This is a genomic window from Methanomicrobia archaeon, assembly GCA_011049045.1.
Taxonomy (GTDB): Archaea; Halobacteriota; Syntropharchaeia; order Alkanophagales; family Methanospirareceae; genus JACGMN01.
This window is the reverse complement of sequence record DSCO01000006.1, coordinates 1-14689: the sequence shown is the minus strand read 5'-3', so window position 1 is coordinate 14689 and position 14689 is coordinate 1. Positions and strand designations below refer to the sequence as shown.

General features: G+C 54.6%; 11 protein-coding genes and 1 tRNA gene. 6 read left to right on the top strand and 6 right to left on the bottom strand.

Going from position 1 to position 14689, the window contains the following annotated elements; all coding sequences use genetic code 11:
- Positions 1-470: 470 nt before the first annotated feature.
- The 3 genes from ENN68_00590 to ENN68_00580 form a co-directional block, all read right to left on the bottom strand.
- Positions 471-555, bottom strand: a tRNA-Leu gene (locus ENN68_00590).
- Between the two features lie 77 nt (positions 556-632).
- A complete protein-coding gene (locus ENN68_00585; GenBank protein ID HDS44595.1) occupies positions 633-1697 on the bottom strand; it encodes a formate--phosphoribosylaminoimidazolecarboxamide ligase in 1065 nt (354 codons plus the stop codon).
- Between the two features lie 38 nt (positions 1698-1735).
- The gene (locus ENN68_00580) at positions 1736-2863 is read right to left on the bottom strand and encodes a formate--phosphoribosylaminoimidazolecarboxamide ligase family protein (protein HDS44594.1); all 1128 of its coding nucleotides are present in this window, start codon (positions 2861-2863) and stop codon (positions 1736-1738) included.
- A 180-nt stretch (positions 2864-3043) separates the two neighbouring features.
- Between ENN68_00580 and ENN68_00575 the strand changes: the two genes are divergently transcribed.
- Together ENN68_00575 and ENN68_00570 are read left to right on the top strand one after the other, a co-directional pair.
- Positions 3044-3757, top strand: coding sequence for a 2,5-diamino-6-(ribosylamino)-4(3H)-pyrimidinone 5'-phosphate reductase (locus tag ENN68_00575; GenBank protein ID HDS44593.1), 714 nt, complete (start codon positions 3044-3046; stop codon positions 3755-3757).
- Positions 3758-4806: 1049 nt separating this feature from the next.
- The gene (locus tag ENN68_00570; GenBank protein ID HDS44592.1) at positions 4807-5334 is read left to right on the top strand and encodes a mechanosensitive ion channel; all 528 of its coding nucleotides are present in this window, start codon (positions 4807-4809) and stop codon (positions 5332-5334) included.
- A gap of 646 nt (positions 5335-5980) precedes the next feature.
- Here the strand turns inward: ENN68_00570 and ENN68_00565 are convergent.
- On the bottom strand, positions 5981-6724 hold the full coding sequence (locus ENN68_00565) for a VUT family protein (protein ID HDS44591.1): 744 nt from the start codon (positions 6722-6724) through the stop codon (positions 5981-5983).
- Positions 6712-7905: a tRNA guanosine(34) transglycosylase Tgt gene (tgt, locus tag ENN68_00560; GenBank protein ID HDS44590.1), complete on the bottom strand. Its 1194-nt coding sequence runs from the start codon at positions 7903-7905 to the stop codon at positions 6712-6714. The genes ENN68_00565 and tgt overlap by 13 nt, the downstream gene beginning before the upstream one ends.
- A gap of 128 nt (positions 7906-8033) precedes the next feature.
- On the opposite strand from tgt, the gene ENN68_00555 reads away from it, so the two are divergent.
- From ENN68_00555 to ENN68_00540, 4 genes are all read left to right on the top strand, one after another.
- Positions 8034-9431 carry a sodium:alanine symporter family protein gene (locus ENN68_00555; GenBank protein ID HDS44589.1) on the top strand — a complete coding sequence of 466 codons (1398 nt, stop codon included), beginning with the start codon at positions 8034-8036 and terminating at the stop codon, positions 9429-9431.
- Between the two features lie 406 nt (positions 9432-9837).
- The gene (locus tag ENN68_00550) at positions 9838-10929 is read left to right on the top strand and encodes a hypothetical protein (GenBank protein ID HDS44588.1); all 1092 of its coding nucleotides are present in this window, start codon (positions 9838-9840) and stop codon (positions 10927-10929) included.
- Between the two features lie 488 nt (positions 10930-11417).
- Complete coding sequence (locus ENN68_00545) at positions 11418-11648, top strand: hypothetical protein (GenBank protein HDS44587.1); 231 nt, start codon at positions 11418-11420, stop codon at positions 11646-11648.
- On the top strand, positions 11645-12556 hold the full coding sequence (locus tag ENN68_00540; protein HDS44586.1) for a hypothetical protein: 912 nt from the start codon (positions 11645-11647) through the stop codon (positions 12554-12556). The genes ENN68_00545 and ENN68_00540 overlap by 4 nt, the downstream gene beginning before the upstream one ends.
- A gap of 356 nt (positions 12557-12912) precedes the next feature.
- Here the strand turns inward: ENN68_00540 and ENN68_00535 are convergent, their stop codons facing one another.
- On the bottom strand, positions 12913-14574 hold the full coding sequence (locus ENN68_00535) for a hypothetical protein (GenBank protein ID HDS44585.1): 1662 nt from the start codon (positions 14572-14574) through the stop codon (positions 12913-12915).
- Positions 14575-14689 lie beyond the last annotated feature (115 nt).

The following is a 14689-nucleotide window of genomic DNA, read 5'->3' as shown; positions in this document are numbered from 1 at the left end:
TCATAAGCACTATTCATAGCTATCGCCACCATTTATGTCTCTATTAGATATTTGGGGGCTTTACACTTATCTGTTTCGGTTTAAATCAATATAGTAATAGTTGCTGGTGTCAAATTCAGGTTTCAAGGCTTCTTTTGTCTTCAGCTCCATCTCTTATTCTCATCTTATATCTTTTCGCGCTTCCACGATTAAATTAACCCTCAGCCAAAATGAAGCACTTTTTTCGTGGGATTTGAACGAGCAGAAGGTTGATGAAATCTTTAGTATCTACGGTTTTGCGGGGATGGTTAGGGCGTTAAACAAACGGTGATACTGTTCGAAACGCGGAGATCAGATCCTCAATTGCGGAATGTGCGCGAGGTACGCCTCCCTGAGTTCCTCCAGGGGAGGCTGCTAAGGAAAAGAGGATCAATCTGAGTTCTTTTTTGGAGTTTAAGCTTTCAGAGCTGCTAGATGACGAAATTACAATATGCGGGGGGTGGGATTCGAACCCACGTATCCCTGCGGAACAGGATCTTAAGTCCTGCGCCTTTGACCATGCTCGGCTACCCCCGCTGCTCGTTTGTGCGTAATAACAACCAACTAACAGTTGGCATTCAGCAGCTATTAAGTTTCCGCAGCGCCGAAACGGCTCAGTAAACAACGCGGTCGAGCGCATCGCGCTCAACAGCATCCTTGAGCTCACGGGCGATGCGTCTGCCCGTGCTCATGGGCTCATCGTAAAGGAGGTGCGAGTAGGGCGAGCCGTTGATGTACAGGTTGGTGCCCGCGACGATGCGGGCTGAGATCTCGAACGCAACGAACTCCAGCTCAGCGGTGCAGATCGTCTCGATACAGAACGGACCGATCAGGCCCGGGCTGAAGAGTTCCTGCGAGGCGCTAACAACGTCATGACCCAGCTTCAAAATCGCCGGGAGCAGCGACTCGCGCGCAACGACCGGGAGATTACCGGTAACGACGAACGAGGGCTCCGGCAGGTGATCCTGCACGAGCGCGCCGACCCGTGCGAGCCCGTCAATCGTGGTCTCGTACCGTATATCCATGCTGAGCAGCTCCAAACGGTCCTGCAACGGCGAGTAGAAATAATGGGGATAGAACCGTGTGCCGATCACAAATTCCTGGATCGTGTACTGCGCTTTGTCGCTCAGGTTCAGGTTTTCGAGCTTATGCTCGAACTCAGTCGCGCTGCTCGCCATGAAATAGCCGCGGCCGCCCTTCGCGCCGGGGAATTTCACGAGCACCAGCCGGTCTATATCTTCCGGGCTCCTGAATTCCTGCGGTAATGTCAGACCCGCTTTGCGCAGCCACGCTCGCTCCTTTACACGATCAGATTCCCATTCCAGAACCGCGCGGTTGCCGAACTGGGGCACCGCGAGCTCGTTCTCGATACGCCGTGGCGAGAGGTATTCGACAAAGGACCCGTGCGGAATGAGAATAGCGTTTCGGGCGACGAGCTGCTGCTGAAATGACGGTTCCATAAGGTCCTGGTACCGCGCCACAGAGAGGATCTCGTCCGCCACGCCGAACTGCTGGTAGACCTGCTCGGTGCCGCGCCGGCAGACCGCGAGATTCCTGAAGCCTTCGTCTCGTGCTCCTTTGAGGATCTGGAGCGCGGTATGGCTCCCCACCGTGGCGACCGTCAGCTCAGCTCGTGCATAGCCTGCCAGAACACGTTGAATCTCTCCTGGTGTGATCATCTCTCGCTCGTGCCGATTCATTAGATTAGATAGATGGATTACGTCACCGTCTCTGCCAGGCGATCCGATTCGACGGCCCTCTTGAGCTCCAGCGCGACTCGCTTGCCCACGGAGAGCGATTCACCGTACAGATAGCCCGAATAGGGCGTGAATCGTGTTCCGGGCGAGCCCTGCACCCGCAGGGAGATGTCAAAGATGACCGCGGTCTCCTGCGGTGGCCCGGGCGTAAAGGTGCCCTGCAGGGCGAACGGGCCGATGATACCCGGTGGATACTCATGCTTTGCCACGCGCACGAACCGCTCACCCAGCTCGAAGATCTGCTCCAAAAGCGATTCCTTGACCGTGCAGGCGATGTGCCCGGCTTCGATGGCCTTGACGTCCAGATACTTGAGCGCTTCGAGCTGCTGCGAGGCCGGCAGCCGCAGAATGCCGTCCAGGTTCGTCTGCCGTCGCGTATCGGTACCCAGCAGCTCGAGCCGGTCGTCTAATACCGAATAGAAGTAATTGAAGTTCGACTGCGCGCCCATGACAAATTCCTCGATCACCGCCTTCTTCAGCCCCGCTTCCGTTATCTTGCCGGCACGGATCATCTCCTGCGAGTTCCGGTAGAACTCATCGGGCGACGAGGCGAAGAAGAACGCGCGTTCGTACGTCCGCTGCGCCTCCGGTGCCTTCACGAGCACCAGCCGGTCGATCTCTTCCGGGCGTTTATAAACGCGCGGATACGGGATCCCGCCCTTCTCCATCAGGTAATATTGGTTCCGGTCCGCATCGCGCTCCTCCGCACGGAGCATACGCCGGGAGCCGAACAGGGGCAGTAGAAAATCGTCCTCTATGCGATCGAAGCCGACATAAACCTCAAATGAGCGGTGCGGGATGAAAATGACGTTCTTCGCACGCATCTGCCGCTGCACACGCTCAGCTGTGATCTCCGCGAAGGTGTCAAGGATAATGGTCTCGTCAACTACACCGAGCGCGCCCTGCGTACGAAAATACCGGTCATAAGTTCTCTCCCTGCCCTTCTGGCAGACCACGAGCGTCTTGAAGCCCAGATCCTTCGCGCCACGGCAGATGTCCAGTGCCGAATGTGACCCGAGAATACCAATGGTTAGCTCGTTCGGCGTATACTCTGATAAAACAGCCACTATTTCATCCTCTGTGATCATCAGAACCACCCGTGTGTGTTTTTATTGGTGCACTGCCGTTATAAACATTGAGCTTTCGGGTAAACGCGAAAGAAGAGCAGCCGGGTAGCAATGGTGAAGTTCATAACCCTCGAGGACTACTATACGGAGCAGAAGCCGGTACCGAGCGAGGAGGCCGAGGCGCAGCAGGCGCTCGAGCAAATCCAGAAACCGTTCGTATTCATTAACGCGGCGATGAGCGCAGACGGCAAGATCGCCACTATTCAGCGAGCGCAGACGCGGATCAGCGGTATCAAAGATTTCGATCGCGTTGACGCGCTGCGTGCACAGAGTGACGCGCTCATGGTAGGTGTCGGCACGGTATTGGCGGACGATCCGTCATTAACAGTGAAGTCGCAGAAGCGGCGTGAGCGGCGCAAGCGTGCGGGTTTGGATGAGAACCCGTTACGGATCGTGGTGGACAGTAAGGCACGAACACCCAGTAACGCTGAAGTCCTGAATAAGGGCGAGGGCAAGCGGATCGTGGCCGTATCCGAACAGGCGATCGTGGAGGACATTGGCCGCCTGGGCGAGAAAGCAGAAGTACTCGTCTGCGGCCAGGATGAAGTGGATCTGAAGCGGCTACTCTACGACCTGGCGCTCCGCGGTGTCCGGAAAGTGATGGTGGAGGGCGGCGCACGGCTCAACTGGTCGCTCCTCTCGCAGGGGCTCGTTGATGAGCTCTACACCTTCGTCGGGAACGTGGTGATCGGTGGCGATAGCGCGCCGACGCTCGTGGACGGCCGTGGCTTTGATACCCCCGAAGCACTGCTGAAGCTGCAGCTCATACGTACGGAGAAGCTGGATGAGGGCATCCTGCTGCGCTGGCAGGTGAAGAACGAGGCGCCAAGAGTGGCTGAGAACGACCAACCATGAAACTACCTGACGGGATTGCGAAGTTCGACGAGCTCGCCTATATCACGACCCGGAAACTGGAGAACGGGCAGGGCGAGAAGACCGGCACCCACCGTACGCCTGTACCGTAAGAAAGGCAAGGAGGAGTTCCACTATGCGCTGGCCTGTCCCTACTGCCGCACCGAGCAGAAGTCACAGGTACTGTTCTGTTCACGCGAAGGCCGTACCGGATCACCTGCAGCAACTGCGGCAAGAGTATTCTGAGCGAGAAACGCTCTAAATAGATTCGAGCTCGTAACACCAGTTCTTCAATAGCTCGTTTCGATCAATGGAGAGATACCGACTGGGCAGTAGGACTATCGAGTCTTACGGGGATGATCTACTTAAAATTGTTTCAATCTATCCTGATTTTTTTGAGAATAATCTAGCGAAGAAGGGGTATAACAGATATCCCTGACCGTGGCTACGGGGTGAATCGAACCCACACAGTGCCAGATGGTAAACACAAGAAGATGAACAGCTGCCGCTTTAGGGATACGTTCGGGGTTCAAGCCAGAAATGTATGAGGCTGTACCATACCCTGTACGATTACGTGAAGTCCAAATATCCTCAGGTGCGGCAATACGCGGCAACAGCAGTGGGGGAACAGAGGTGCGCAAAAGGCCGTGCCGCCACTTGAACGTCGCTTATCAGATGAACCGCCCTGTGTGCGAAAAGCGGCGCAAAATCCGCCCTGCTTGCGGTGTAGTAAAAATAGCGCTGGTTGATTGCCCGGGCATTACTCGCCGCTCTGCAGAGCATCCTGCATCGAAACACCTGGTTTTGCTCGTCATCCGCGCCCATTCCCGGCGCACGCAATCGCTCGCGCCGCACCGCGGCACAACGTGCGCATACACGTCCTCAGATCGCCTCAGAGCGTGCCTGCCTGCGTGGAGCGCCCGTGTGTTTGCATGAATGAACTGAACCTGAGGGGCCACACACTGAAACAAACCTTTATCTATGCTCAGACTCCTAAACTCCAGATAGATCTCCCGTAACAGAGCGGCGTGGACAGAAGATCGCTATCCCGAATGAACCTCATAGATGCGCTCGTAGCACTCTTCTCTAATCAGTATGTCCGGGTACTCGTGGTCTCGCTCGCCGCGTTCATCGTCATTATCGTGCTTAATAAGTATCTCCGAAAGGGCCTCAGCACCACGAAGCTTCCGGCAGACGCGCAGGTATTTGTACGGAAAACGCTGGTTTATCTCCTCATTTTTTGCGTTCTGATGTACATCATCCAGGCGCTCAACCTGGGTGCGATCTTCTATCCCGTGATGGGCGCTTCGGTTCTGGTTGGCGCTGCGCTCGCATTGGCCGTGAAGGATATTCTGGCCGATGCGGTAAGTGGATTCTTTCTCCTTACTGACAAACATTTCAATATCGGCGACGAGATCACCACCCAGGGCCATCGCGGTGAGATCATCGATGTTACCTTGCGAAAAACGCGCTTGAAGACTGCTGACGGCACGATCATCGTGCTGGCAAACGGTAAAATCGACGCTTCTGGATGGGTCTTGCATCACCCAGATGCCAGAACGGCGACAGAACAGACGTAGGGTCCGCGCTGACTCGCATCGGACTGCCCTTCGCACGAATGGGAGCGGCGTGATCAATTCAGTCCTTTTAAAGGCTTATACGCACAGTAGTATCACTGATACCGTTATATACGTATCGGTATTAACTGATACGTATCACTGATACCTTTATATGGGTATCGGTATAGACCGATAATTGCTATGACACAAAAAAGCGAGTATGAACGCGAAGGAGTCCTATAGAATACAGCACGGTACATCTGAAGATGCATTATGTGACCAGGCAAAATACATAAAATAAAGGATTGCGCTGATATCCTTGCACTTAGTGATCAGAATCTTGGTGGTAATGATCTTGATTCAGGATTCCTTGGTGTACAATTTGCCCGTTTTTTGTTTCTTAAAAATAGCTTAAGGATCATCCCGGAGAATAACGATGCGCTCGCAAAATACGGGAAGATTGATCAAGAAACCGCACGGGAAAGGAATAATTAATACGGTACTTCTGTTAAGCTCAGACATATAATGAGTTACCATCGTAAAAAAAAGAGAGTGCGTGGTCTGATTTTGGCGAGATTTTGGCGAGTACCGTTGCAAAAGTATCAAGAGAGAGAAAACCGCCACCTGGGGGGTAGCGAGAACGGTTCTTAGACCTGGTTGGCGTGTCTTACAGATCCCCCTTGTACAGCGGCTTCTCCGGCACCAGATAGATCGTCCAGAAGACCAGCAGCGTGATGATCGCTTTGACCATGACATTGGTATAGAACATCTCTCTCATGGCAGTCGCGCTGATAATTCCGGAGAAGGCGATGAGCGGGAAGAGCACGCTGTCGACCGGTATGGAGATGGAGTTGGAGACAAAGACCCTGCTCCACTGCGGCCGGTTCCTGCCAATGCCCGTGGTCCAGAGATGATAAACATGGGTATCGACGAGCTCGGCGATGAGCGCGGTGATGATAGAGCCGAGCACGATCCTGAGCTGGAGCGAGAATATCGTCTGCCACCACGCGCCGGCCTCCGCGGGGCTTATGATGCCGAAGAGGAACTGCCAGGCGGCTTGACCGCCTGCATCGGCCCAGCTCGGCTCGGCGGGCAAGACCACCACAAACTGGAAATAGAGCGCGGCACAGAGATTGATCGCCGCAGCCAGCCAGATCGTGGTGATCGCTGCCTTCTTGCCCAGCTGCTTGTGGATCAGGTCACGCCAGGTGAACGTGAGCGAATAAATGAACCCCGCGTCCATCACGAGCTTGCCAAAGAAGGTGACCTTGGTGGCCGCGACGTTGCCGGCAAAGGAGAAGAACAGGTAGAAGCCGCAGAGTATAATGGTGGCCTGCGTCTTATCCATGGTGAATACCGGCTCAAGGGCACGAAGTTTACGGGGTACCGCTCGCCAATCTACTGCAGCCATTTCCGCTTCAGGTCCCCCAGCGTGCCGTCACGAATGGACGCCCGTATCAGCGCCATGAGCCGGAACATGAAATGAAGATTATGGATCGAGGCCAGCCGGAAATACGCCAGCTCGTTGACCGTGTACAGGTGCCGCAGATAGGCGCGCGAGTAGCGCTCACAGGTGGAGCAGGCGCAGCCGGGCTCGATCGGGCCCGGGTCCGCCTTGTACTTACCGGATTTGATGCTTATCCGGTACTTGTTCTCCAAGCTGCCGCCCGAATCGGGCGAGATGAGCAGGTTACCCCGCCGTGCGAGTCGCGTCGGCGCGACGCAGTCGAAGCTGTCGATCCCGCGCTCCACGCACGCGAAGATGTCCTCGATCTCTCCGATGCCCAGGAGGTGCCGGGGCCGCTCGTCCAACCGGGGCACGACCCACTCCAGAACCTGGTGCATGTCGCTCTTGGAGTTGCCGAGCGAGCCACCGATGGCAATGCCGTCGAAGGGCAAAGCGGTGATGAACGCCGTGCTCTCGTGTCGTAGATCCTCGAACCAGCCGCCCTGAATGATGCCGTAGATCGCCTGGCTTCGGTCATGGTACCGCAACGAGTGCCCGGCCCACTCGTGGGTTCGCTCCATCGCCCGCCGGGTATACTCGTAATCGGAAAGGGGCGAGGTGCACTCGTCAAACGCCATGATGATGTCCGCGCCGAGATTGGCCTGGATCTCCATCGAGCTCCGGGCGTCCAGGAACCGCCACGCACCGTCGTGGGCAGACTTGAAATGTATCCCCTCGTCCGTTATCCGGGTCAGGTTCTCCCGCTTCTCGCTGCTCGCTCTGCCGTCAGGGAAGATGCTGCCGATCTTGGAGATATTGTGCTCACGGCCGAACCCCAGCGAGAAGGCCTGGAAACCGGCGGAATCTGTGATTATCGGACGCTCAAAGCCCATGAACTGGTGCAGGCCGCCCAGGCCGTTGATGAGCTCGTCTCCAGGCTTGATATGGAGGTAATACGCATTGGCCAGAACGCACTGCGCGCCCAGGGTAGCGAGATCGTCCGAACCCAGAGCGCGCACCGAGGCCAGCGTAGCTACCGGCACGAAGTACGGCGTCTCGATACAGCCACGACGGGTTACGAGCTCGCCCAGCCGCGCGCTGCTCGTTGCATCTTCCTGTAATACCGTGAACTTAAATGCTGCCATCGGCGCTCGCTCGCTCTCTACCTTTTTTTTCCCCCACTTGCCAGTGCGTTAATCTGGCTATTTAGCTCCGGCCGCTCGTGAGGCCGCCATGCTATATATCTAGGGGTTGAAAGTATAGAATCGTTAGAATGACACCGGTGAATCTGATACACCAGCTGCTCACAACGGTCGATACCGTTGTCTGGGGGCCGGTTATGATGGCCCTGCTCATCGGGACCGGTCTGTACCTCACGATCACGTTACGGGGACCCCAGGCACGTAAATTCGGACATGCCCTCAGGCTCATACTGCAGCCGAAAGCCGGTGGCAAAGGAGATATCTCGCCCTTTCGTGCGTTCATGACCTCTCTCTCGGGTGCCATCGGCACGGGCAATATCGCCGGCGTGGCCACGGCAATCTCACTGGGCGGGCCCGGCGCGCTGTTCTGGATGTGGCTGACTGCACTCGTGGGCATGGCGACCATGTTCGTCGAAGCCACACTCGCCATCCATTTCCGTGAAGAACTGCCCGACGGCACGATGATCGGCGGGCCATTCTATTATCTCGAGCGGGGATTGAGCAATCCGCGCGTGGGCAGGGCACTGGGTATGGCCTTTGCCACCTGCTGCGTCTTCTCATCCTTCGGGATCGGCAATATGGCCCAGGCGAACTCGTTATCGCTCGCCGTTAAGGATACGTTCAACATCCCCGGGATCGTCACCGGCTTGCTGCTGGCATTCGTCGTGGGGCTCGTGGTCATTGGCGGTATTAAGAGACTGGGCTACGTCGCCGGGACGCTGGTGCCGTTCATGGCGGCGCTTTATGTCTCTACGGTCATGGTCGTTTTGCTGCTGAACGTCAGGGCAGTCCCAGCAGCTTTCGTGACCATACTGGAGAGCGCCCTATCAGGCCAGGCAGCGGTTGGCGGGTTCACCGGCGCTACCGTGGCTCAAGCCGTGCGGTACGGCCTCGCCCGCGGGGTATTCTCCAATGAAGCGGGCCTGGGCAGCACGCCCATAGCGCATGCCACCGCTCAGACACCCAGCAGCGTCCGGCAGGGGTTGATCGCCATGCTCGGGCCGTTCGTTGACACTATCGTGATCTGTACCATGACCGGGCTGGCCATCGTCTCTACCGGCGCATGGGAGACCGGCAAGACCAGTACCTCGCTGAGCATCCATGCCTTCCACGCACAGATCGGCTATGCGGGCGATTTGGTGATCACGCTCGGCATGGTGCTGTTTGCCTTTACCACTATACTGGCCTGGTCATTCTATGGTAAGCAGTGCCTCGCATACTTCATGAAGAAGATCTCGGGAGATCCACGGTTCTACCAGTTCTTCCTCCAGGTGTACTATGCGGTCTTCCTCGTGGGTATCGTCATCGGCGCCAGTGTGGTCGACCTCCCCGGGGCAACGACCTATCTCGAGGATATCTGGCTCTTCTCTGATATCACCAATGCGCTCATGGCAATCCCCAACCTGATCGGGCTTCTTCTGCTGAGCAAGATCGTGGTGAAGCTCTTCACGGACTATTTCAGGGACTGAGCGCCGGTAGGAGGATGCTCTCTATTTGCGACCAGCAGCAAAACCCGCGACATCGTCAACTTGCACGCACGGGGTCTCGACCATCAGCGAGGACACCACGCACGCCGTACCGGCTCCGCAGGGAGACGCAGTGAGTATAAAACTCGTCCAGAACAATGCCTCATCAGATACGAGCAAAAGCGTCTCCGCCTCGCTCGCGCTTGTGTAATACCCGCTACCCAGTTGGACGGTTCCAGCGCGGTGATTCCCGGCGATCCGAAGCTGAGCGCGCAAGAAACTTCAGCGAGCGGTTGGTCCGCTATTCGGAACTCCATAGTTCCGGAACTACTGGATTGCACCGAAAAGCTTATATATACCCTGTACACCACATACTACTTGATGCTCATAATACTTGAGGTACGAACCTATGGTTTACAAACGGGCTGATGAAGGACGCGGACAGCGGGCCGCAATCACCAAAAACGCTTTGGTGAAGAGGAGTCTTGTAGCTGCGATCGTGCTCATCTCGGTGCTGACGCTGCTCACCACGGGTGCAAGCGCTGCTGAACTTCACGTCGGTACCGGTCAGACATATGCAACGATCCAGGCTGCGGTGGATGCGGGAAATCAAGGCGATACGATCATCGTGCACGACGGCACGTACAACGAGAACGTGGATGTCAACAAGCGCTTGACGATTCAGTCACAGAACGGTTCTGCTGTAACGACAGTGCAGGCGTTAGGTACTGGCGATGTCTTCCACGTGACTGCGGATTACGTGAATATTAGCGGGTTCACGGTGACTGGGGCATCGAATGCTACTTATGCCGGTATTTATCTCGATAACGTATCTAACTGTAACATCTTTAATAATATCGCAAGTTCTAACAATCACGGCATTCGCCTGCGTTATTCGAGCTACAACAACCTGACCGGCAACACCGCCAACGCGAACAACAACCGCGGCATATTACTGGCTTCGAGCACCAACAACACCCTGACCGGCAACACCGCTAACTCGAACAACAGATATGGTATCGCCCTGTCTTCTTCGAGCAATAATAACCTGACAGGCAATACCATCCCGTACAATGCCTACGGCGTTTACCTGTCTGGTTCAAGCAGCAACAACATTTCCTGCAACTGGGTGCATCACAACACTGCACGGGGATTTTACTTAACTGGTACAAGCACCGGTAATACGATTGAAAACAACAATATCATGGCCAACGGTGTCCTTAACGAAACAAGCGGCGGCTATGAATATAACTTCTACAATAACATGGCTGACCCTGTAGAAGCAATAAACAATTACTGGATTGCAATTGACAACACAACGATAGATGCGGGCATCTATGATGATGAAGAAGGAAAAGGCAAAGTGACCTTCTACCCGTTCGCGACTGGGCCCGTGCCCTGCTCACCGATTCCGGAAGCGGCAACGATACTACTGTTCTCGATGGGGGTGCTTGCACTCGCGGGCTATACGGGCATGCAGCGGCGGCAAAGCAGGAAGTGAGCGCTTACTTAAGCAAGCAGTAGCGGCAATGGAAGAAGGCCGAGCCAGTAGCTGGAGGACGGATGAGCTTGGGTCTTCTGAGCCATTGTGTGCTTTGCTGCCGATTCTCTACGGAGAAGTTAACGGTGTTCTATCGCTCCCCGAAGATCCACCTGGGCGAGCACGGGTAAATCATGGTTCGAGGATCGCTTGGATCGGGCAACTCCTTCAGTGCTACCCGGTTGTGAGTCTGTTTCAAGAGATTATATAACCGCGAATCCGTGACGCAAGAGATGGTGGTAGATACCTGCTTCACCTGTTGCAGACTCGCGTAGGTGGTTGAAGGGGCACGACGTTCGATCGGTGTTATCCGTGTATTGACAGTAAACGCGTGGATTCGCACGTAGCCTACCGGATCGGGGTTTTCCTCAGCAATCCACGGGTAAAACCATGCTCTGCCGGGGATTTGACCCAAAGGTATATAGCCCCACCATGCTTTAGAGTGGGTCATGGGCGATATACACAGTGGTCAGCGGCGGGTGGAGTTGGCGATGCAGCGGCTTGATCGGTCGGCGATCCCAAAGGAAGACCGCGCGCTGATAAAGGACTTTGTGAATTACAAGACAGCGGCTCAGAACGTCGGGGCGGTGCGGCAGGATAAGTATGTGCGGATCCTGGTGCTGTGCGCCGAACGATTCCTAAACGGTCGAACGTTCTCCTCGCTTACCGGGAGGATGTGATTGAGATTGTATCGAGTATCGGGCGCAGCAGTTTAAGTGAATGGTCGAAGCACGATTATCGGGTGATCTTGAAGACGTTCTTGACCTGGGCGGGCAAAGAGGATGAAGTTAAATGGATCAAGGCCACAAAGCCTCGTATGCTCCCGAACGAGATCCTTAGTGAGCAGGAGATATCGGACTTAATCGATAATGCACAGAATCTACGGGACAAGGCGTTCATTGCGTGCCTCTACGAGGGCGGCTTCCGGATAAGCGAACTCGGCGGGCTGCGCATGAAAGATGTAGAGTTCGACCGTTATGGCGCGATCGCGATGGTGGAAGGCAAGACAGGGATGCGGCGCGTTCGGCTCATCTGGTCGGTGCCGTACCTGGCGCAATGGCTGGAGGCGCATCCGCAGCGAGACGATCGAACTGCATTGATCTGGGTGAAGATGAATGGCGAGCCGCTGATGTATCAAGCGATCCGAACGCAATTGCAGAAGATCGCCAAGCGAGCGGGGATCAAGAAGAAGGTGAATCCACACAACTTCCGGCATTCAAGATCAACGCATCTTGCATCGCGATTGACGGAATCGCAGATGGAGGAGTATTTAGGCTGGGCGCAAGGTTCGCGGATGCCGTCGATCTACGTGCACCTGTCGGGCCGGGACCTCGATGGCGACCTGCTCAAGATGTACGGGTTGGAAGCAAGGCATGACGAGCCCATCAAATTGAAGATGCAAGAGTGCCCGCATTGCCGCACGGTGAACACCGCGGGTGCACGCATCTGCATAAACTGCCGTAAGCCGCTCGTGGTGGAAGAAGCGATGGACCGCGAAGAACAACTGAAGGAAATGCTCAGGGTGATGATAGAGCTCACGGCGAAGGACCCAGAGATGAAAGCAAAATTAGGCAAACTCTTTTCGTGAAGCTGAAGATAGATCACAGAAGATCTCCTCGATCTCTTCGGTACCCTCTCCTTCATCCTATCCTATTCTGATCATCGGTCCATGGAGGAGGAGTGAAGGTTTATCCTTCGCTCCGAGGATGGCCTTTAGTTCGCTTTTGCGGTATCACACGAGCATGCGACTGACGGGGCTGATATGGAGATAGAAGAAAGCGGTAACACTCAGAAGAAGAATGTCCGGCTTCTTCACCGTGCGTGATCACGCGGACGGCGAGCGGTGCATCTGACACGAGCGAATTTCTGCTCGGCTCAACTCAGCTCAGCCGTATCGCCGGAATCCAGCCCTCGTGCAGGTTGCCGTTGCTGTCTTTTTCTTGCTCAGCAGGTCGTTTCGAGCCAGTGTGCGGATAAGATCGTCAGATCTATGAAGTTGACCACACCATCCTCGTTGATATCGTAGCGTGGGTATGGTGCGGTCGGTGTCTCCAGCCAGTGCGCGGACAGTATCGCCAGGTCGATGAAATTAACGGTGCAGTCTTCGTTGATGTCCCATCTACCCGGTGGTGCTCCTGCTTTTACGAGCGGCAGCCAATCGCCACCGTTGATGATGTAGCCTGAAGAGTTGTAGGGAACCGATGTATCACCAAGACCATCGCCGTTTGTATCTTTGCCCGTATAATCGCTCCAGTAGTTGCCGCCGAGGTACGAGCCGTTAATAATGTTCGTTCCTGCAGTTTTGGAGATGTTCCAGATGTTGTTTCCGTCATCTTGAGCGTTGTTCGTGTTGTCGAAGTAGTTGTTGTAGATGAGATTGGTACTAGAATTCCGCAGGTGGATGCCGCAGTAGTTGTTCGAGTTGGCAGTGTTGCCCATAAGAGTGTTATTGTTGCTCGAAGAATACAGGTCAATGCCGTAGTAGTTGTTCGAGGCAGTGTTTTTCGTAAGAATGTTGTTGCTTGAAGAATACAGATAAATACCACGATTATTGTTTGAGGCGGTGTTGCTTGTAAGAGAGTTGTTGCTTGAAACAGAGATAAAAACGCCACAGGGATTACCGAGCACAGTATTCCGAGAGAGGGTATTTTTACTCGAAAACCTGAGAATAATGGCAGCATTAGTGCAGTTACAAGCGGTATTACCGGTGATGTTATTGTTGTCTGAATAATCGATGAGTATGCCGTCGCCATTATAGTGGAGATTATTAGCTACAACTTCGTTGTTGCTTGATGAATGGAGATAGATGCCACTGCCAAAGCTATTGTTGGATACGTCGTTATCATAAATAGTGTTGTTGTTACTCGAATCACCGAGGGAGATGCCGTATTTGTTGTTATATATGCGGTTAGAATTGAGATTGTTGCTGCTCGAAGATATTAGGTGAACGCCGATGACGCTGTTATTCGAGGCGATGTTGCCCGTCAAATTATTGTTGCTCGAAGATTCCAAGTAAATGCCATAGGAGTACCAAGACCCACAGGAGTTGTTCGAGGCTGAGTTGTTGGTGAGAGTGTTGTTGCTCGAACTATCCAGGCGAATGCCGCAGTGGTAGTTCGAGTTAGCGATGTTGCCCATAAGAGTATTGTTGCTCGAAGAATATAGGTAAATGCCGTTGTAGTTGCCCGACGCGTTATTATCTGAGACGCTGCAGTGCTGAACGACGTGAAGATGTATGCCACTTGCTGAACTTGCCGAATCGGTTGCATTTCGAACGGTGAATCCCGTGATCGTCACCGAGTTGGCGGTTACGCGGAAGACATCGCTGGTATTGACCGCGGCAAAAACCGTGGTGGAAGCGGAGCCATTCTCTGATCGCAGGGTCAGGTTCGCCACATTCACCACCACGTTCTCGGTAAATGTTCCGTCCCGCACGATGACCGTGTCGCCATGATCAGCTACATCCACGACATCTTGTATGGAATCCCCTAGATTAACATAGCGGGTTGTTGCTGCGGATACGCAGCCACCACTCACGAACGTCAGCACGGTCAGGAGAACCGCAAATAGCAAACCAACCCAAATCCTATTTCTTTCGCTTCTCATCGTTTCACCTCCCACCGCAGCTCCGGCAAGTCCACGGGTGCGGTAGACTAACGTGATACGGTAGGAAGGATGCCACAGATAAGACTTTCGACTTTGTGCATGCTCAGCTCATGGT